Genomic DNA, 14,427 nt, shown 5'->3' with positions numbered 1-14,427 from the left:
ATGCCGACCCTTATTGCTGACGCCACACTATTAGCCCACGACATTAGCGAGTTTGTGCCGCATCGTGCACCAATGATTTTGATTGATAACCTCCTAGAACATCAACCTGACAGCTTACTTACGGCTATCCATATTAGCGAAGCAAGCGCTTACTTTGATAGTGCAATCAATGGCGTACCCAATTACGTCGGCATTGAATACATGGCACAAAGCATTGCAGCATTAGCAGGCGTTGAAGCCAAGTTAATGGGTGACAAAGTACGCGTCGGTTTTTTACTGGGGAGCCGTAAATTACAAATGCACACAGACCACTTTGCACTTGGGCAAACCTATCACACTAGGGTGAGCCGCCTTTATCAAGAGCCATCTGGTTTAGCGGTATTTGATTGCCAAATATCTCATCAGGGCCATGTGGTCGCCTCGGCAAACGTTAATGTGTTTCAACCACAAGATACCCAGGCATATATCAACGAAAACCAAACAAGCCCTAACTCATAATAATAAAACAGTAGATCATGGAGAGACTTGTGACTAACAGAGTATTAATTACCGGCTCAAGCCGGGGAATTGGCAAAGCCATTGCCATTAAATTAGCTGAAAATGGATTTGATATTGCACTGCATTTTCACAGCAACCATAGCGCAGCGGCAGAGGTGCAACAAACACTCAGCGCCCTTGGCGTTAATGTGAGTTTATTACAATTTGATATCGGCGATCGTCCTGCTGTAAAACAAGCCATTGAAGCCGATATTGCCGAACATGGTGCTTATTACGGGGTGATTTTAAATGCCGGCATAAACCACGATACCGCCTTTCCCGCCATGACCGAAAACGAATGGGACAGTGTTATCCACACCAATTTAGACGGTTTTTACAATGTGATACACCCCACCATCATGCCGATGGTGCAAGCCCGTAAAGGTGGACGCATTATTACCCTCGCATCGGTTTCAGGTATTGCCGGTAATCGCGGCCAAGTCAATTACAGCGCCTCTAAAGCAGGTATTATTGGTGCCACTAAAGCATTATCGCTTGAGCTAGCCAAACGAAAAATTACCGTGAATTGCATTGCTCCAGGATTAATCGAAACCGACATGGTGAGTGATTTTCCAACCGATTTAGTCAACCAAATGGTGCCAATGAAACGCATGGGCAAACCCAATGAAATTGCCGGCCTAGCAAACTTTTTATTGTCTGATGATGCCGCATACATCACCCGCCAAGTTATCTCGGTCAATGGAGGCATGATATGAAGCGCGTAGTCGTCACTGGTATGGGCGGGATTTCAGCTCTAGGCCAGGACTGGCAACAGATTAAAGCCAGTTTATTAGCCAAGCATAATTGTGTTATTCGCATGGACGAGTGGGATCGCTATCCTGACTTAAACACTCGCCTCGCGGCGCCCGTGCGTGATTTTGCATTACCATCACATTACTCGCGTAAAAAAATCCGCTCCATGGGCCGAGTGTCGCTCATGGCAACCCGCGCAAGCGAACTGGCGCTAGAAGATGCAGGGTTGTTAAATGACCCGGTATTGAGCTCAGGCCAGGTTGGAGTAGCCTATGGTTCATCAACCGGCAGTACCGACCCTATTATGGGCTTTGGTGACATGCTTAAAACCGGCGAAATGTCGGGACTGACCGCCACCAGCTATATCAAAATGATGGCCCACACTACGGCGGTAAATATCGGGGTGTTTTTTGGCTTACAAGGCCGTATTCATACAACAAGTAGCGCCTGCACCTCTGCCAGCCAGGGTATAGGTTATGCCTACGAAGCGATTAAATATGGCATGCAAACCATTATGCTCGCCGGTGGCGGTGAAGAGCTGTGCCCAACGGAAGCGGTGGTATTTGATACCTTATTTGCTACCAGCACTCAAAATGATACTCCCGAGCAAACACCACGCCCATTTGACAGTCAGCGCGATGGTTTAGTCATAGGAGAAGGAGCCTGCACGTTAATTCTCGAGGAGTTAGAACACGCTCAAGCTCGCGGGGCAACAATCTATGCAGAACTTGTTGGCTTTGGCACCAACTCTGATGGTCAACACGTGACCCAGCCAAATGCACACACCATGGAAGTCGCTATTCGTTTAGCGTTAAAAGACGCTAAGCTGTCGCCGCAAGACATTGGTTACATCAGTGCGCACGGAACTGCGACAGACCGTGGCGACATTGCCGAAACCGCTGCAACGCATGCAGTTTTTGGTGCAAACACGCCAATATCATCACTTAAAAGCTATACCGGCCACACGCTTGGCGCCTGTGGCTCACTCGAAGCCTGGACCAGTATCCAAATGATGAACGAAGGCTGGTTTGCGCCCACATTAAACCTTGATGATGTCGACTCTGAATGTGGCGAGCTAGATTATATCAAAGGCGATATTCGCCAACTTGATACCCAATACATCATGAGCAACAACTTTGCCTTTGGTGGCATCAATACTTCACTGATTTTTAAACGCTGGAATTAATAAACTACTCACATGATAAAAGGACATAGCATGAAAAAAAATGTAGCAAGTATGGCTATCAGCGGATTACTGATAACCACAGGATTATTGAGCTCGTTATTCTCCCCGCTAGTCAGTGCACAAGAACCGATAGAACAAGAACAGCAATACCAGGTGATATTTCAAGGTGACAATCACGCTCAACAAATACAGGCCATTGAAACCTTAATTATTTCAGGGCCGCAAGATGTCGCCGTATATGATGCGATAGAAGCGTCGCTTAAACAGAGTTTAACCAGCGCGAATGACAAAAAAGCTATCGATTATTCATCCTGGCTGGCAAAGGGTTTAGGCTATTCTGGTAACGAGAAGTATCGCGCTACGTTAACTCAAATCGCTGAGGGTGATTACCATAAAAAACTGCGTAAATATGCCAACGAGGGCATCAGCAACATTAGTCAGTACGCCATTTGGAATCCCATTCTGCACGCGAAAACGCATGTCGATTTATCGCCACGGTTAAATGCATACAGCAATGCCTTAACCAGTGATGACTTGATATTAATCCGCATCGCCGCTAAGCGGATCATGTATGAACGAGAATATAGCGAGGTGATGTTAACCCAGCTCAGCGAACAGCTAACCCAACCACGTCTGCTTGACGATAGCCGCTTAGCCATTGATACCTATGCCTGGTTAGCCAAAGCCTTAGCCAGTTCTGGTAACGATAAGTTTAAACCGGTCATTGAAGCAATGGCTAACAACGCAGCCAATAAAAAACTGCGCAACTATGCCAAAAAGTATTTAAAAACCTATTTTTAAGCGCTTATTACGAAGTGTTTATAAGATAAAACGCCCAAACCTGTTAAGTTTGGGCGTTATACACTAGTGAATATGATTACACTTATAAGGCAATCGCATCGATAGCCAGTTTAGCTTGGCTAATACCCGCCTCGGCTGCATCAGAGCCCATGTTCAGCGCTTCAGCGTATACAGTTTCTACCTGAGTAATACCAATAAAGCCCAGTACCGTGGTTAAATAAGGCACCACATGGTCGGTTGTGCCGCCTTTATGTGCGCCGCCGCGCGTGGTGACAATAATCGCGCGCTTACCTTCAATTAATCCCACGGGTCCTGTGTCGGTATAAGTAAACGTCACACCTGCACGAGCGATAAAATCAATCCAACTTTTTAAAGTGGTCGGAATACTAAAGTTATACATTGGCGCAGCAATCACAATGGTGTCATGGGCTTTAATTTCAGCGATTAATTCATCCGACAATGCTAAAGCAGCTTGTTGGCGCTCTGATAAATTGTCACCACCACGTAAACCAGCAGCAATCTCGCCATCTAACATAGGCACTGGGTTGCTGCCAATATCACGCATGGTCACGACTATACCTTGTTCGCTCCATTGATGATTTGCATAATCAACCAGTGCTGAAGATTGTGAGTATTTGCCTAAAATGCTCGATTTTAACATTAGTACTTTTTTCATCGGTAATTCCACCTGTCTGGTAACATTTATTCAGTGAGGTCACGATTAAGCTTGACCAATGACGCCAGTATATTTAACGATAAAAAAGAAAAATAGCGGAATTATTTAATGATTACATTCGATTTTATAGAAAGGTTTAGTTTGATGACGTTTTAGGAATGGAGACATAGTGGCCAGTAAACGCTGCACACAGTAAATCATTGCAATACAAGCCAACATCTAACATCACTTGTGCACGCTGCCCTTCGGCTAACCCTGAAATATCAGTGTTAGGCCAAATCACTTTTGCGACTGGTTCGCCAGTAATGGGCTTAATGTATTTTACGTTAGCATCTGCGATAACAATGTCACCTTGTAATGTTAACCGTTGTTGCTGTAACCACAGCATCCCCCAGCCAGTTAGGGTCATTAAGGTATAAATACTGCCGGCAAACATGGTGTTATGCAGGTTAATATTAGGGGCTAATGGCGCGGTGACCTGTAGTTCGGTACCACTAAAGCTGAGCGGCTTAACCTGCATAAACTGGCTCAAAGGAATCGTGCTATGCCATGTATTTTGCAATTGAGATAACAGTTCGCTAAAACCACTACCGATTGGCATTACATTGTCTTGTGACATTAAGACTCCTTATCACCTGCGCTTAAACTTGTAAATTAAAGGTCACAGGACCATCATTAATCAGCTCTACCTGCATATCAGCAGCAAACTGACCGGTTTCAGTCTCAATCCCTTGTTGGCGACAAAAAGCCACAAAGTCGAGATACAATTGCCTAGCTTGATCCGGCGTTGCTGCACACGAAAAACTCGGCCTTAAACCTTTTGCGGTATCTGCTGCTAAGGTAAATTGCGACACAACTAATAACTTACCGCCTACTTGCGACAAATTGAGGTTCATCTTGCCGTTGTCATCGCTAAACACCCGGTAGTTCATGACCTTGGTAGCCAGTTTAGCTAATTTTTCGGCATTGTCTTCTCTCTCAACACCTAATAACACCAGTAAACCTTGATCAATTTTACCGACCACTTCGTCATCTACCGTAACAGACGCACGCTTAACGCGTTGAATTAATGCAATCATAACAACCTAATATTATTGAATATAAAAAGGATGTTTATCTTTGTTTATTTTTTATCAATAAAGATAAACACGCCCTAAAAAACCATTAAGACTGTTCTCTTGATGAGTCGCTTACTGCTTTGTCATGTGAATGTGATGATGTAACTACAGGATCATGCACATTCATCTTTGGGGCTTCATTTGCTACGCTTGATGCTTCACCTTCGGTGAAAATTTCGGCTTTCATCTCTTCAGCTATCACCGCCAATTCTTCTAAATATTCTGGCAATGCGGCGGTAATTTCTGCCCCTAACAACACAATCATCCACGACAAATACACCCACACAAATAAAATCGGGATAACCGCTAACGCACCATATATGGCTTCATAACTCGGAAATTGTGTCACATAAAAAGCAAAGCCTTTTTTACCCGCTTCAAACAATACCGCAGCAACAACCGCCCCGAGTAGCGCATGTAAAAAATGGACTTTTTTATTGGGCACCACCATGTATAACAACAATATAGAGGCCACCGAAAACAACAATGGGATCCGCTCTACAATCCACTGCACAATGCCCGATAACTCACTGCCAGTAACCACCTCGAGCGACACCACATAAGATGTAGCAACTAGGCTGGCACCAATTAATACAGGCCCAAGGGTGAGTACCATCCAGTACATTGAAAATGACACCACATACGAGCGCTTTTCGCTAATTCGCCAAATGTTATTCAATGCTTTATCGATTGCTGATATCAGCATGATGGCGACAAAGACTAATGCAATAATACCGACAAACGTGCCTTTAGACGCGTTAGCAACAAACTCGTTGATATACACTTGTACCGTGTCACCTGCTGCAGGAATAAAGTTGTTATAAATAAATCCCTCTATCTTGCCTCTAATCCCCTGGAAGACCGGAAAAGCCGATAACATCGACATAGTCACCGCCACCATCGGCACTAACGACAACAAGGTGACATAGGCCAAATGGCCTGCACGAATATTAATTTGGTCCTCTGCTAGGCGCTGCTTAAGGTGTAGTAAAAACTGGCCAATACCAGTAAAAAACTCGACAAATGGTCTGAAATCAAACTTCTTGGGCATAATAATCCTTATTTCATAGTCCGTTAGTGGAGATAACATTTGTATTAAGCCACTAACTTCGTACAATGTTATAACATATTAGCGCTAAAAGAATGGAGCAAATTGATGTCTCAACAAGGTTCGGCGGGTAATGTCCTCGCAGCAGTAGCAAGTTTATTTTTTCCTGGCCTAGGCCAGCTTTTACAAGGACGAATTTTAGCGGCATTGTTGTTTTTCTGTATCACTGCCACGTGCTACTTCTTTTTCGTCTTAGTGATCCCCGCCATTATTGGTGGCTTGTTCCATTTATGGAGCATTATCGACGCTGCAAAATTTAAGTCAGGCAGTTAAATAATCAGATAGTTAATCTCACATAGATTGCTGTCGCCTCAAACAATAAAGAGACACATTGATGAAAAAATGGATATCACTGGCACTATTAAGTAGCAGTTTACTGTTGAGCGGTTGTCAAAGCGCCTATTACGGTGCCATGGAAAAAGTCGGCTATCACAAGCGCGACATTATGGTAGACCGGGTTCAAAACGCCAAAGAGTCACAAGAAGAAGCTCAAGAGCAATTCAGTTCAGCCCTAGAAGAAATGCAAGCATTACTGGCATTTGATGGCGGCGACTTAGAAGATGCTTATAACAAAGCCAAAGATGAATACGAGTCTGCGCAAACTGCAGCCGATGAAGTCACCAGCCGCATTGATAAAGTCGAAGATGTAGCCGACGCATTATTTAACGAATGGCAAGATGAGATCACCGAAATCAGCAAAGCTAGCTTACGCCGCAATAGCACGAATAAGCTTAACGAAACCAAACGAGCTTACTCATCGTTAGTGAAAAGTATGCGCCGTGCAGAAGCTAAAATGCCACCTATTTTAACCGCCATGAAAGATAACATGCTCTATCTAAAGCATAATCTAAATGCACAAGCGATTGGCGCGATTAAAGGTGAGTTTGCCAGCTTACAAACTGACATTTCAAGCTTGATTAAAGAAATGAATAAATCGATTGAAGAGTCGAACAAGTTTATTGCGTCTATGGAACAAGGTTAGTCGCTTTAGCTGAGTCATCAATATAACGTGATTTGAGTATTGGCCATGTCTGAGCATAGCCAATACCACTTAAGCGCACTACTCTATTGGTGACGAATCCATAGGTAATACGTTATGGCTAAATATTTGCTTTAATACCACTGTGGTTTCAATATTAGATACGTATTTTAAATTACCCAAAGATTTTTTAATAAACTGCTCGTAAGTCACTAAGTCTTTTGCGACGATTTTTAATAAATAATCGTGCGACCCCGTCACCACTGAACACTCCATTACCGCAGGCAATTGCGCCACAGTGCTTTCAAATAATGCGGTAGACTCGTCAGAATGCTCACTCAAGCGCACTGATGCGTACACGACGACACTTAACCCCACTTTTGCAGGATCTACCTGAGCACCGTAACCTACAATCACTTTATCAAGCTCAAGTTTTTTAACTCGACGCAAACAAGGCGTGTCAGACATATTAACTTTGTCGGCTAATTCAGAAACCGTCATTCGGCCTTGACGCTGTAATATTTCTAACAGCTTTAGGTCTTTCTTATCCATTAAACTGATCGCTTTTTACTGAGTGATTATTAGTATAAATATCATATTTTTGAGTGAAATCCTCTACAAATCGCACCGAAGCACAAAAAATCAAGTCAATAGACACAATATCTGTTTTGAATGGCCGCTACCAACAAAAATGCCATGACTTACCGTCATGGCATTGGTATTACCTACAGGCATTAATCGTATTAACAGTCGTCAATATCCACTACTACAAGCGGTTGCTCACCTGCTGCTGAAGGCTCTGAGTAGCGGATTTCACACTTGTTTGCATCGTAGTCGGCATCAGGGCGAATACGTAAGCCAGAACGGCCTGATGAGGTATAAGTGGTTAATTCGAATTCGCCACCAGCAGAGGTATCAGCAATATTAATCATTCTTGCAATACCTGCAGTCGCGGTATGACGAGGATAACCATAAGCGAGCGTAATCGATTGGCCTTGAACGGTAATACTGTTACCCAAACTATTGCCCGTTGTGGCTGGTGCAGTTTCATCGCAACTGGTACTAATCACACATGCTGAATACACCATGGTTTTACCGCTACTAATGGCAGCAGCAACACCTTGCATTGAACTGGCATAAGCATCACTTTTTAAACTAATAAATTTAGGCGCTGCAACCACAGCCAATATACCCAAAATAATGATCACCACCACTAACTCAATTAAGGTAAAACCGTTAGGTTTAGCCTGTGTATGGTGAGATATTTGAGCTAATCGAGTCATTATTGAATCTTAATCCTTAATACGTTTAGTTAACACGCATGCATGACTTGATCTTTGCCTGCATGCTTGGCCTGATACATGGCAACGTCAGCACGATGGATAAGGCTATCGGTATCATTATCAATACCATCATATTGAGCTATGCCAATACAGGCACTCACGTTTAACTGGTGACCATTAATTTTATAAGGCTGCTTAATTAACTCTAATACACGCTTAGCCTTAAGATTAACAATATCACACAGGTTATCGTGCTGTAAAAGTAGTACAAACTCATCGCCACCATAACGGGCAAAAATATCACCACGCTCAAGACTGGACGATACGTTTTGGCCAATATTGACCAGCAAGCTGTCACCAATACCATGCCCATAAGTATCATTAATCTGTTTAAATCCATCTAAATCGATAAATAACAGAGAAAATGGTTGTGTGGTATCAATGCGTTGCTGAATGGTATTTCTAATCGACATGCGATTAGCGAGCCCGGTTACCTGGTCATGATTAGCTAAATGTAATGCTTCTGCTTGCGCTTGAGCTAAATCAGCGGTTTTATCGATGACTCTTTGCGCCAACTCAGCCTGACTATTGATAACCTGCTTAGACATACAATGAAAACGGTCGAATAACGCGGCAAACTCTGTGATTTCAATGCGCTGCTTAGTCCAAGGTGTGAGTTGAGTTTGTTGCTCAGCTAAAGCACTTGCTTGAGCGGTAAGTGCCGCAATGGGTCGAGTAATTAACCCTGCCATCCACCAACTGAGTAATAAACAAGCGAAAAACGACAGAGTAGCAACCCCTAAAATAGTATTAATCTCAGACTCTGCTCTTGCATACAGCTCGTCCAAAGGTTGCGGGATCATCACTCCCCATCCGGTTGTCGGCACCATAGTATAAGCCGCTATCATATCTTGCTTAACCGCAGGCGAGTAGAACTCCATCACACCGGTATTACCTGCCATCATTTGTTGCACTATGCTGACTTTTGATAAGTTTTTGCTGCTGGCTTGCCACTCTTTGTTTGGATGAGCCAATATATTACCTTGGCGATCGACAATGGCTGCATGGCCTTTTTTGCCAAATTTAACTGCTGACTGTAGTAAAGTAATAAATTCTGGGGTCATCACCGCCAGCCAAATTCGTTGCTGTTGGTCTTTACGGATCATATACAAAGTTGGATTAACGCCTCCCACTATATGCACGTCAGTAAACCTAGCCGTTGATAATTGTGAAAGTTCAAAAATATTCTCATCTTGGGTTAACGAGCCGGGTTGTAATTGTGTGGGGCCAAATAACACATTAACCAGGTTACCCTGAGCATCATATTCACCGACCGATTCAACATCAATATCGTTAAATAGTTTGATAAATTCAGCAGGAATATGCTGCTTGATAACAGAATCGGTGGCGCGATTAAAAATTGACAAGGCATCAACACTATAACGGTCTAATGCTTGTGATAGATTTTTCGCCAACAATAAATGCTTGTCTTGAACCGTGCGGTATTCATTGTCTAATGCATTATGGCTGGTCCACAAAGCTAAAACACAAATGGGGATTAATGAAACCACACTCATGGCAATTAACAATAGATACCGAAACGATAATTTCATTTAATTCTCATATGTCGCACTTTGAAACAAACACCTTGGTTGAAATACGGTAACGCTGTGCATAAAAAGACAAGGCGACACATTAGACATATTTAGTTACATTTGCAACAAATACACAACTTTTACACAACAAAAAACCCCGATAATTGCTTATCGAGGTTGGTATTTTTGTCTTACTAAAAGGTCTGCATAGACCTGCTTATTATAAGCTGTAGTACATTTCGAACTCTAATGGGTGAGTTGTGCGTGATACACGCTCAGCTTCAGCTGATTTAAGTACGATGTAAGAATCAATAAAGTCTTTACTGAATACACCACCTTTAAGTAGGAAGTCGTGGTCAGCTTGTAAGTTTTCAAGTGCGTTTTCTAGTGACGTTGCAACTTGTGGGATCTCAGCCGCTTCTTCAGCAGGTAAGTCATACAAGTCTTTGTCCATTGCTTCGCCTGGGTGGATCTTGTTTTGAATACCGTCAAGACCAGCCATTAACAATGCAGCAAAACCTAAGTATGGGTTTGCATGTGGATCAGGGAAACGCGTTTCAATACGACGACCTTTAGGGCTTGGTACCACAGGGATACGAATTGAAGCACTACGGTTACGCGCAGAGTAAGCTAACATAACAGGCGCTTCAAAGTGAGGCACTAAACGCTTGTAAGAGTTAGTGCTTGGGTTAGTAAACGCGTTCAATGCACGAGCGTGCTTGATAATACCACCAATGTAGTAAAGTGCAGTTTCACTTAAACCCGCGTACTTATCACCCGCAAACAAGTTAACACCGTCTTTTGCTAAAGACTGATGAACGTGCATACCGCTACCGTTGTCGCCAACGATTGGTTTTGGCATAAATGTCGCAGTTTTGCCATAAGCATGTGCCATGTTGTGCACAACATACTTAAGAATTTGGATTTCATCCGCTTTCTTAGTAAGCGTGTTAAAACGTGTTGCGATTTCGTTTTGACCCGCTGTAGCCACTTCGTGGTGATGCGCTTCAACAACTTGGCCCATTTCTTCTAACACTAAACACATTGCTGAACGCAAGTCTTGTGAAGAGTCAACAGGTGCGACTGGGAAGTAACCACCTTTAACCATTGGACGGTGACCGGTGTTGCCTTCTTCATAACTCTTAGCAGAGTTCCATGATGCTTCTTTCGCATCAATTTTAACGAAAGTGCCTGACATATCAGTACCAAAACGTACGTCATCAAAAATGAAGAACTCTGGCTCTGGCCCAATTAATACAGTGTCAGCAATACCTGTAGACTTTAAATATTCTTCTGCTTTTTTAGCAATTGAACGTGGGTCACGGTCATAACCTGTCATTGTGCCAGGTTCTAAAATATCACAACGAATTAGTGCCGTCGTTTCTTCGGTGAAAGGATCTAATACGAAAGTAGTTGGATCAGGCATTAGCACCATGTCTGATTCATTAATGCCTTTCCAGCCATTAATTGAAGAACCGTCAAACATTTTGCCGTCTTCAAAAAAATCTTCATCTACTTGGTGAGATGGGATAGAAACGTGCTGCTCTTTACCTTTCGTATCGGTAAAGCGTAAGTCAACAAACTTAACTTCTAACTCTTCAAGTTGCTTTAAAACTGATTCAACTGACATTCTCAAGCCTCCGGTAGGGTAAAGGGTTATCCCTTAAAATAATTTGGTTATTCGCCAGACAATTCATCTGGAAAACGAATTAGCATTTATTCGATTGTCTGCAATATAGCGATAATCATGCCAACTAGCTAACCATTTGATTTTACTAATTTTGAAAATAATGCAGCCTGCACGAAATGTTATTTTGCACCAGTGCAGTGCACCACTATGTTTCAATGTGGTGCAAAAGTCCATTGTGGTGCGTCAGCAATTTAATAAAGTTTTTGCTAGTGTCACATTTCTGCATGACAAGCTTGTTACGCTAAAAAGCAGTAAAGCAAAAATAATGAATGTTACCACTTACTATAAAATGCATTTATCTGCTGAATAAAGTGCAAAAAAGCACAATACATTCTATTTAAATAAACGTTTTCAGGTGTTTTTTGGCCACAAGTGCACGAAAAATGCCATGTGTTCAAAAATAATCCTATCTACAAAAGCCGCTCTGAAGTAGAATGGCACGCTTTTTATGACGTCTATAATTATAAAGTCGTTATAAAGCCCCTTTTTTTTATTGATGGTTTAGAGGTTTATCCGTGCTAGAGAATTTACGTAACATCGCCATTATTGCCCACGTTGACCATGGTAAAACTACCTTGGTAGACAAATTGTTGGCGCAGTCAGGAACCCTTGCATCTCGTGGAGAAGCTACTGAGCGGGTTATGGATTCTAACGATCTTGAAAAAGAACGTGGGATCACCATTCTGGCAAAGAACACTGCCATCAAGTGGAATGACTACCGTATTAACATCGTAGACACCCCTGGTCACGCCGATTTCGGTGGTGAAGTAGAGCGTGTTCTATCTATGGTAGATTCAGTTTTACTATTGGTTGACGCAGTTGATGGCCCAATGCCACAAACTCGCTTCGTAACCAAAAAAGCATTTGCTCAAGGCCTAAAGCCTATTGTTGTAATCAACAAAATTGACCGTCCTGGTGCACGTCCTGATTGGGTTATTGACCAAGTATTCGACCTATTCGATAACTTAGGTGCAACTGACGAACAGTTAGATTTCCCTATCGTTTACGCTTCTGCATTAAATGGTTTCGCCACTTTAGACCCTGAAGAAACTAGCGAAGACATGACACCACTGTTCCAAACCATCGTTGAGAAAGTCTCTTTCCCTGACGCTGATGCGGATGGTGCATTCCAAATGCAAATTTCACAGTTAGATTATAACTCTTATGTGGGTGTAATCGGTGTAGGCCGTATTAAACGTGGTAGCGTTAAAACAGGTCAACAAGTGACTGTAATCGGTGCTGACGGTAAAAAACGTAACGGTAAAATGGGCCAAGTATTAGGTTACATGGGCCTAGAGCGTACTGAAGTTGAAGTCGCTAACGCGGGTGACATCGTCGCGATTACCGGTCTTGGTGAACTTAAGATTTCTGACACTATCTGTGCCGTCAATGAGGTTGAAGCATTACCAGCCTTATCTGTTGATGAGCCAACGTTAACCATGACGTTCCAAGTAAACACCTCACCATTTGCTGGTAAAGAAGGTAAGTTCGTTACTTCACGTAACATCCTTGAGCGTTTACAGCAAGAGTTAGTACACAACGTTGCATTACGTGTTGAAGAAACTGAAAGCCCTGACCGTTTCCGCGTATCAGGCCGTGGTGAATTACACTTATCAATCTTAATTGAAAACATGCGTCGTGAAGGTTACGAGTTAGCGGTATCACGTCCAGAAGTTATTCTTAAGACTATCGATGATGAGCTATGTGAACCATTTGAAACAGTTACTGTTGACGTTGAAGAAGAACATCAAGGTACTGTGATCGAAAGATTAGGTATCCGTAAAGCTGAAATGAAAGACATGCAGCTTGACGGTAAAGGTCGTGTACGTATCGACTTTATCATCCCAAGCCGTGGTTTAATCGGTTTCCAAACTGAGTTCTTAACAGCAACTTCAGGTACGGGTTTGATTTACCACTCATTTGATCATTACGGTCCACATAAAGGCGGTGACATCGGTCAACGCGCTAACGGTGTATTGATTTCAAACGCGACAGGTAAAGCGTTAACATTCGCACTATTTGGTCTACAGGACCGTGGTCGTCTGTTTATTGGCCATGCGGCCGAAGTCTATGAAGGTCAAGTCATTGGTATTCACGCTCGCTCAAACGATTTGACAGTTAACTGTCTTAAAGGTAAGCAGCTAACCAACATGCGTGCATCTGGTACTGATGAAGCGCAAGTACTGACTCCGCCAATCAACATGTCTCTTGAGCAAGCTCTTGAGTTCATCGATGATGACGAATTAGTAGAAGTAACGCCAAAGAACATTCGTGTTCGTAAGAGATTCTTAACTGAAAACGACCGTAAGCGCGCAAGCCGCGGTTAATTATTTCAGTTAAACTGCACAAGCAGTTGGATCAAATTAAGCCCAGACAATGTCTGGGCTTTTTTGTGCCTTTTTCGTTAAAACTAAACGCGTCAATAAGCCTGCTTGTAACAACATGAAAACATTTTACTAGGTGGTTTCATTAAAGGTCTGTAATACTCATCCACAATAGTTAACAATAATTTGGGAGTCGATATGAGTATGTTGCAACATGTTAGTGTGGCCAAACAAGCCAACGTATATTTTAATGGTAAAGTCACCAGCAGAAGCGTTGTCTTTGCCGATGGCACAAGACAAACACTGGGTGTAGTGGTAATCTCCCCATTTTTAACTGAGATCAAAAGTAGATATTTAGGCCACTAGTGCCAGTTTTT

At 42.8% G+C, this 14,427-nt stretch carries 15 protein-coding genes and 1 pseudogene; 8 read left to right on the top strand and 8 right to left on the bottom strand.

Features of this window, described 5'->3' with window-relative positions; translation table 11 throughout:
• Genes IEY42_RS12300 through IEY42_RS12285 form a run of 4 tightly spaced genes read left to right on the top strand, consistent with a single transcriptional unit; the run spans window position 1 to window position 3,277 of the window.
• Complete coding sequence (locus tag IEY42_RS12300) at window positions 1–498, top strand: hotdog family protein (RefSeq protein WP_188925504.1); 498 nt, start codon at window positions 1–3, stop codon at window positions 496–498.
• 29 nt (window positions 499–527) lie between these two features.
• Window positions 528–1,253 carry a 3-ketoacyl-ACP reductase FabG2 gene (locus IEY42_RS12295; protein WP_188925503.1) on the top strand — a complete coding sequence of 242 codons (726 nt, stop codon included), beginning with the start codon at window positions 528–530 and terminating at the stop codon, window positions 1,251–1,253.
• Window positions 1,250–2,476, top strand: coding sequence for a beta-ketoacyl-ACP synthase (locus IEY42_RS12290; protein ID WP_188925502.1), 1,227 nt, complete (start codon window positions 1,250–1,252; stop codon window positions 2,474–2,476). The genes IEY42_RS12295 and IEY42_RS12290 overlap by 4 nt, the downstream gene beginning before the upstream one ends.
• 30 nt (window positions 2,477–2,506) lie before the next feature.
• Window positions 2,507–3,277 (top strand): hypothetical protein, encoded by a 771-nt coding sequence (locus tag IEY42_RS12285; RefSeq protein WP_229780045.1) that lies wholly within the window; start codon window positions 2,507–2,509, stop codon window positions 3,275–3,277.
• A gap of 82 nt (window positions 3,278–3,359) precedes the next feature.
• Here IEY42_RS12285 and IEY42_RS12280 read toward each other — a convergent pair whose 3' ends face one another.
• The 4 genes from IEY42_RS12280 to IEY42_RS12265 form a co-directional block, all read right to left on the bottom strand.
• Window positions 3,360–3,953 carry an FMN-dependent NADH-azoreductase gene (locus IEY42_RS12280; protein WP_188925501.1) on the bottom strand — a complete coding sequence of 198 codons (594 nt, stop codon included), beginning with the start codon at window positions 3,951–3,953 and terminating at the stop codon, window positions 3,360–3,362.
• Window positions 3,954–4,089: 136 nt separating this feature from the next.
• Window positions 4,090–4,572, bottom strand: a complete 483-nt coding sequence (locus IEY42_RS12275; protein WP_229780044.1) for a thioesterase domain-containing protein — start codon at window positions 4,570–4,572, stop codon at window positions 4,090–4,092.
• A 22-nt stretch (window positions 4,573–4,594) separates the two neighbouring features.
• The gene (gene dtd / locus IEY42_RS12270; protein ID WP_188925500.1) at window positions 4,595–5,032 is read right to left on the bottom strand and encodes a D-aminoacyl-tRNA deacylase; all 438 of its coding nucleotides are present in this window, start codon (window positions 5,030–5,032) and stop codon (window positions 4,595–4,597) included.
• Window positions 5,033–5,117: 85 nt separating this feature from the next.
• Window positions 5,118–6,122 carry a virulence factor BrkB family protein gene (locus IEY42_RS12265; RefSeq protein WP_229780043.1) on the bottom strand — a complete coding sequence of 335 codons (1,005 nt, stop codon included), beginning with the start codon at window positions 6,120–6,122 and terminating at the stop codon, window positions 5,118–5,120.
• Window positions 6,123–6,227: 105 nt separating this feature from the next.
• Between IEY42_RS12265 and IEY42_RS12260 the strand changes: the two genes are divergently transcribed.
• Window positions 6,228–6,452 (top strand): hypothetical protein, encoded by a 225-nt coding sequence (locus tag IEY42_RS12260; protein WP_160051946.1) that lies wholly within the window; start codon window positions 6,228–6,230, stop codon window positions 6,450–6,452.
• A gap of 61 nt (window positions 6,453–6,513) precedes the next feature.
• Window positions 6,514–7,161, top strand: a complete 648-nt coding sequence (locus IEY42_RS12255; RefSeq protein ID WP_188925499.1) for a DUF2959 domain-containing protein — start codon at window positions 6,514–6,516, stop codon at window positions 7,159–7,161.
• A 78-nt stretch (window positions 7,162–7,239) separates the two neighbouring features.
• Here IEY42_RS12255 and IEY42_RS12250 read toward each other — a convergent pair whose 3' ends face one another.
• The 4 genes from IEY42_RS12250 to glnA form a co-directional block, all read right to left on the bottom strand.
• A complete protein-coding gene (locus IEY42_RS12250) occupies window positions 7,240–7,710 on the bottom strand; it encodes an Lrp/AsnC family transcriptional regulator (protein WP_188925498.1) in 471 nt (156 codons plus the stop codon).
• Window positions 7,711–7,901: 191 nt separating this feature from the next.
• Complete coding sequence (locus tag IEY42_RS22660; RefSeq protein WP_188925497.1) at window positions 7,902–8,441, bottom strand: type II secretion system protein; 540 nt, start codon at window positions 8,439–8,441, stop codon at window positions 7,902–7,904.
• Window positions 8,442–8,470: 29 nt separating this feature from the next.
• Window positions 8,471–10,054, bottom strand: a complete 1,584-nt coding sequence (locus IEY42_RS12240; protein ID WP_188925496.1) for a sensor domain-containing diguanylate cyclase — start codon at window positions 10,052–10,054, stop codon at window positions 8,471–8,473.
• Window positions 10,055–10,256: 202 nt separating this feature from the next.
• Window positions 10,257–11,666, bottom strand: coding sequence for a glutamate--ammonia ligase (gene glnA, locus IEY42_RS12235; RefSeq protein ID WP_188925495.1), 1,410 nt, complete (start codon window positions 11,664–11,666; stop codon window positions 10,257–10,259).
• 575 nt (window positions 11,667–12,241) lie between these two features.
• On the opposite strand from glnA, the gene typA reads away from it, so the two are divergent.
• Both typA and IEY42_RS12225 read left to right on the top strand, forming a co-directional pair.
• The gene (typA, locus tag IEY42_RS12230; protein WP_188925494.1) at window positions 12,242–14,053 is read left to right on the top strand and encodes a translational GTPase TypA; all 1,812 of its coding nucleotides are present in this window, start codon (window positions 12,242–12,244) and stop codon (window positions 14,051–14,053) included.
• Between the two features lie 195 nt (window positions 14,054–14,248).
• Window positions 14,249–14,365, top strand: a pseudogene (locus IEY42_RS12225) (pyrimidine/purine nucleoside phosphorylase); the annotation flags it as partial.
• Between the last annotated feature and the right edge of the window lie 62 nt (window positions 14,366–14,427).

This window comes from Shewanella algicola, from assembly GCF_014648035.1.
Taxonomy (GTDB): Bacteria; Pseudomonadota; Gammaproteobacteria; order Enterobacterales; family Shewanellaceae; genus Shewanella; species Shewanella algicola.
Note: the sequence above shows the minus strand (reverse complement) of the source record. Positions and strands in the feature narration are given on the sequence as shown.

Bases quoted from the DNA above. Each gene is read 5' to 3' on its own strand.
- IEY42_RS12300 (WP_188925504.1), top strand. From the start codon at position 1: ATGCCGACCCTTATTGCTGACGCCACACTATTAGCCCACGACATTAGC.
- IEY42_RS12290 (WP_188925502.1), top strand. From the start codon at position 1,250: ATGAAGCGCGTAGTCGTCACTGGTATGGGCGGGATTTCAGCTCTAGGC.
- IEY42_RS12285 (WP_229780045.1), top strand. From the start codon at position 2,507: ATGAAAAAAAATGTAGCAAGTATGGCTATCAGCGGATTACTGATAACC.
- IEY42_RS12280 (WP_188925501.1), bottom strand. From the start codon at position 3,953: ATGAAAAAAGTACTAATGTTAAAATCGAGCATTTTAGGCAAATACTCA.
- IEY42_RS12275 (WP_229780044.1), bottom strand. From the start codon at position 4,572: ATGTCACAAGACAATGTAATGCCAATCGGTAGTGGTTTTAGCGAACTG.
- dtd (WP_188925500.1), bottom strand. From the start codon at position 5,032: ATGATTGCATTAATTCAACGCGTTAAGCGTGCGTCTGTTACGGTAGAT.
- IEY42_RS12265 (WP_229780043.1), bottom strand. From the start codon at position 6,122: ATGCCCAAGAAGTTTGATTTCAGACCATTTGTCGAGTTTTTTACTGGT.
- IEY42_RS12260 (WP_160051946.1), top strand. From the start codon at position 6,228: ATGTCTCAACAAGGTTCGGCGGGTAATGTCCTCGCAGCAGTAGCAAGT.
- IEY42_RS12255 (WP_188925499.1), top strand. From the start codon at position 6,514: ATGAAAAAATGGATATCACTGGCACTATTAAGTAGCAGTTTACTGTTG.
- IEY42_RS12250 (WP_188925498.1), bottom strand. From the start codon at position 7,710: ATGGATAAGAAAGACCTAAAGCTGTTAGAAATATTACAGCGTCAAGGC.
- IEY42_RS22660 (WP_188925497.1), bottom strand. From the start codon at position 8,441: ATGACTCGATTAGCTCAAATATCTCACCATACACAGGCTAAACCTAAC.
- IEY42_RS12240 (WP_188925496.1), bottom strand. From the start codon at position 10,054: ATGAAATTATCGTTTCGGTATCTATTGTTAATTGCCATGAGTGTGGTT.
- glnA (WP_188925495.1), bottom strand. From the start codon at position 11,666: ATGTCAGTTGAATCAGTTTTAAAGCAACTTGAAGAGTTAGAAGTTAAG.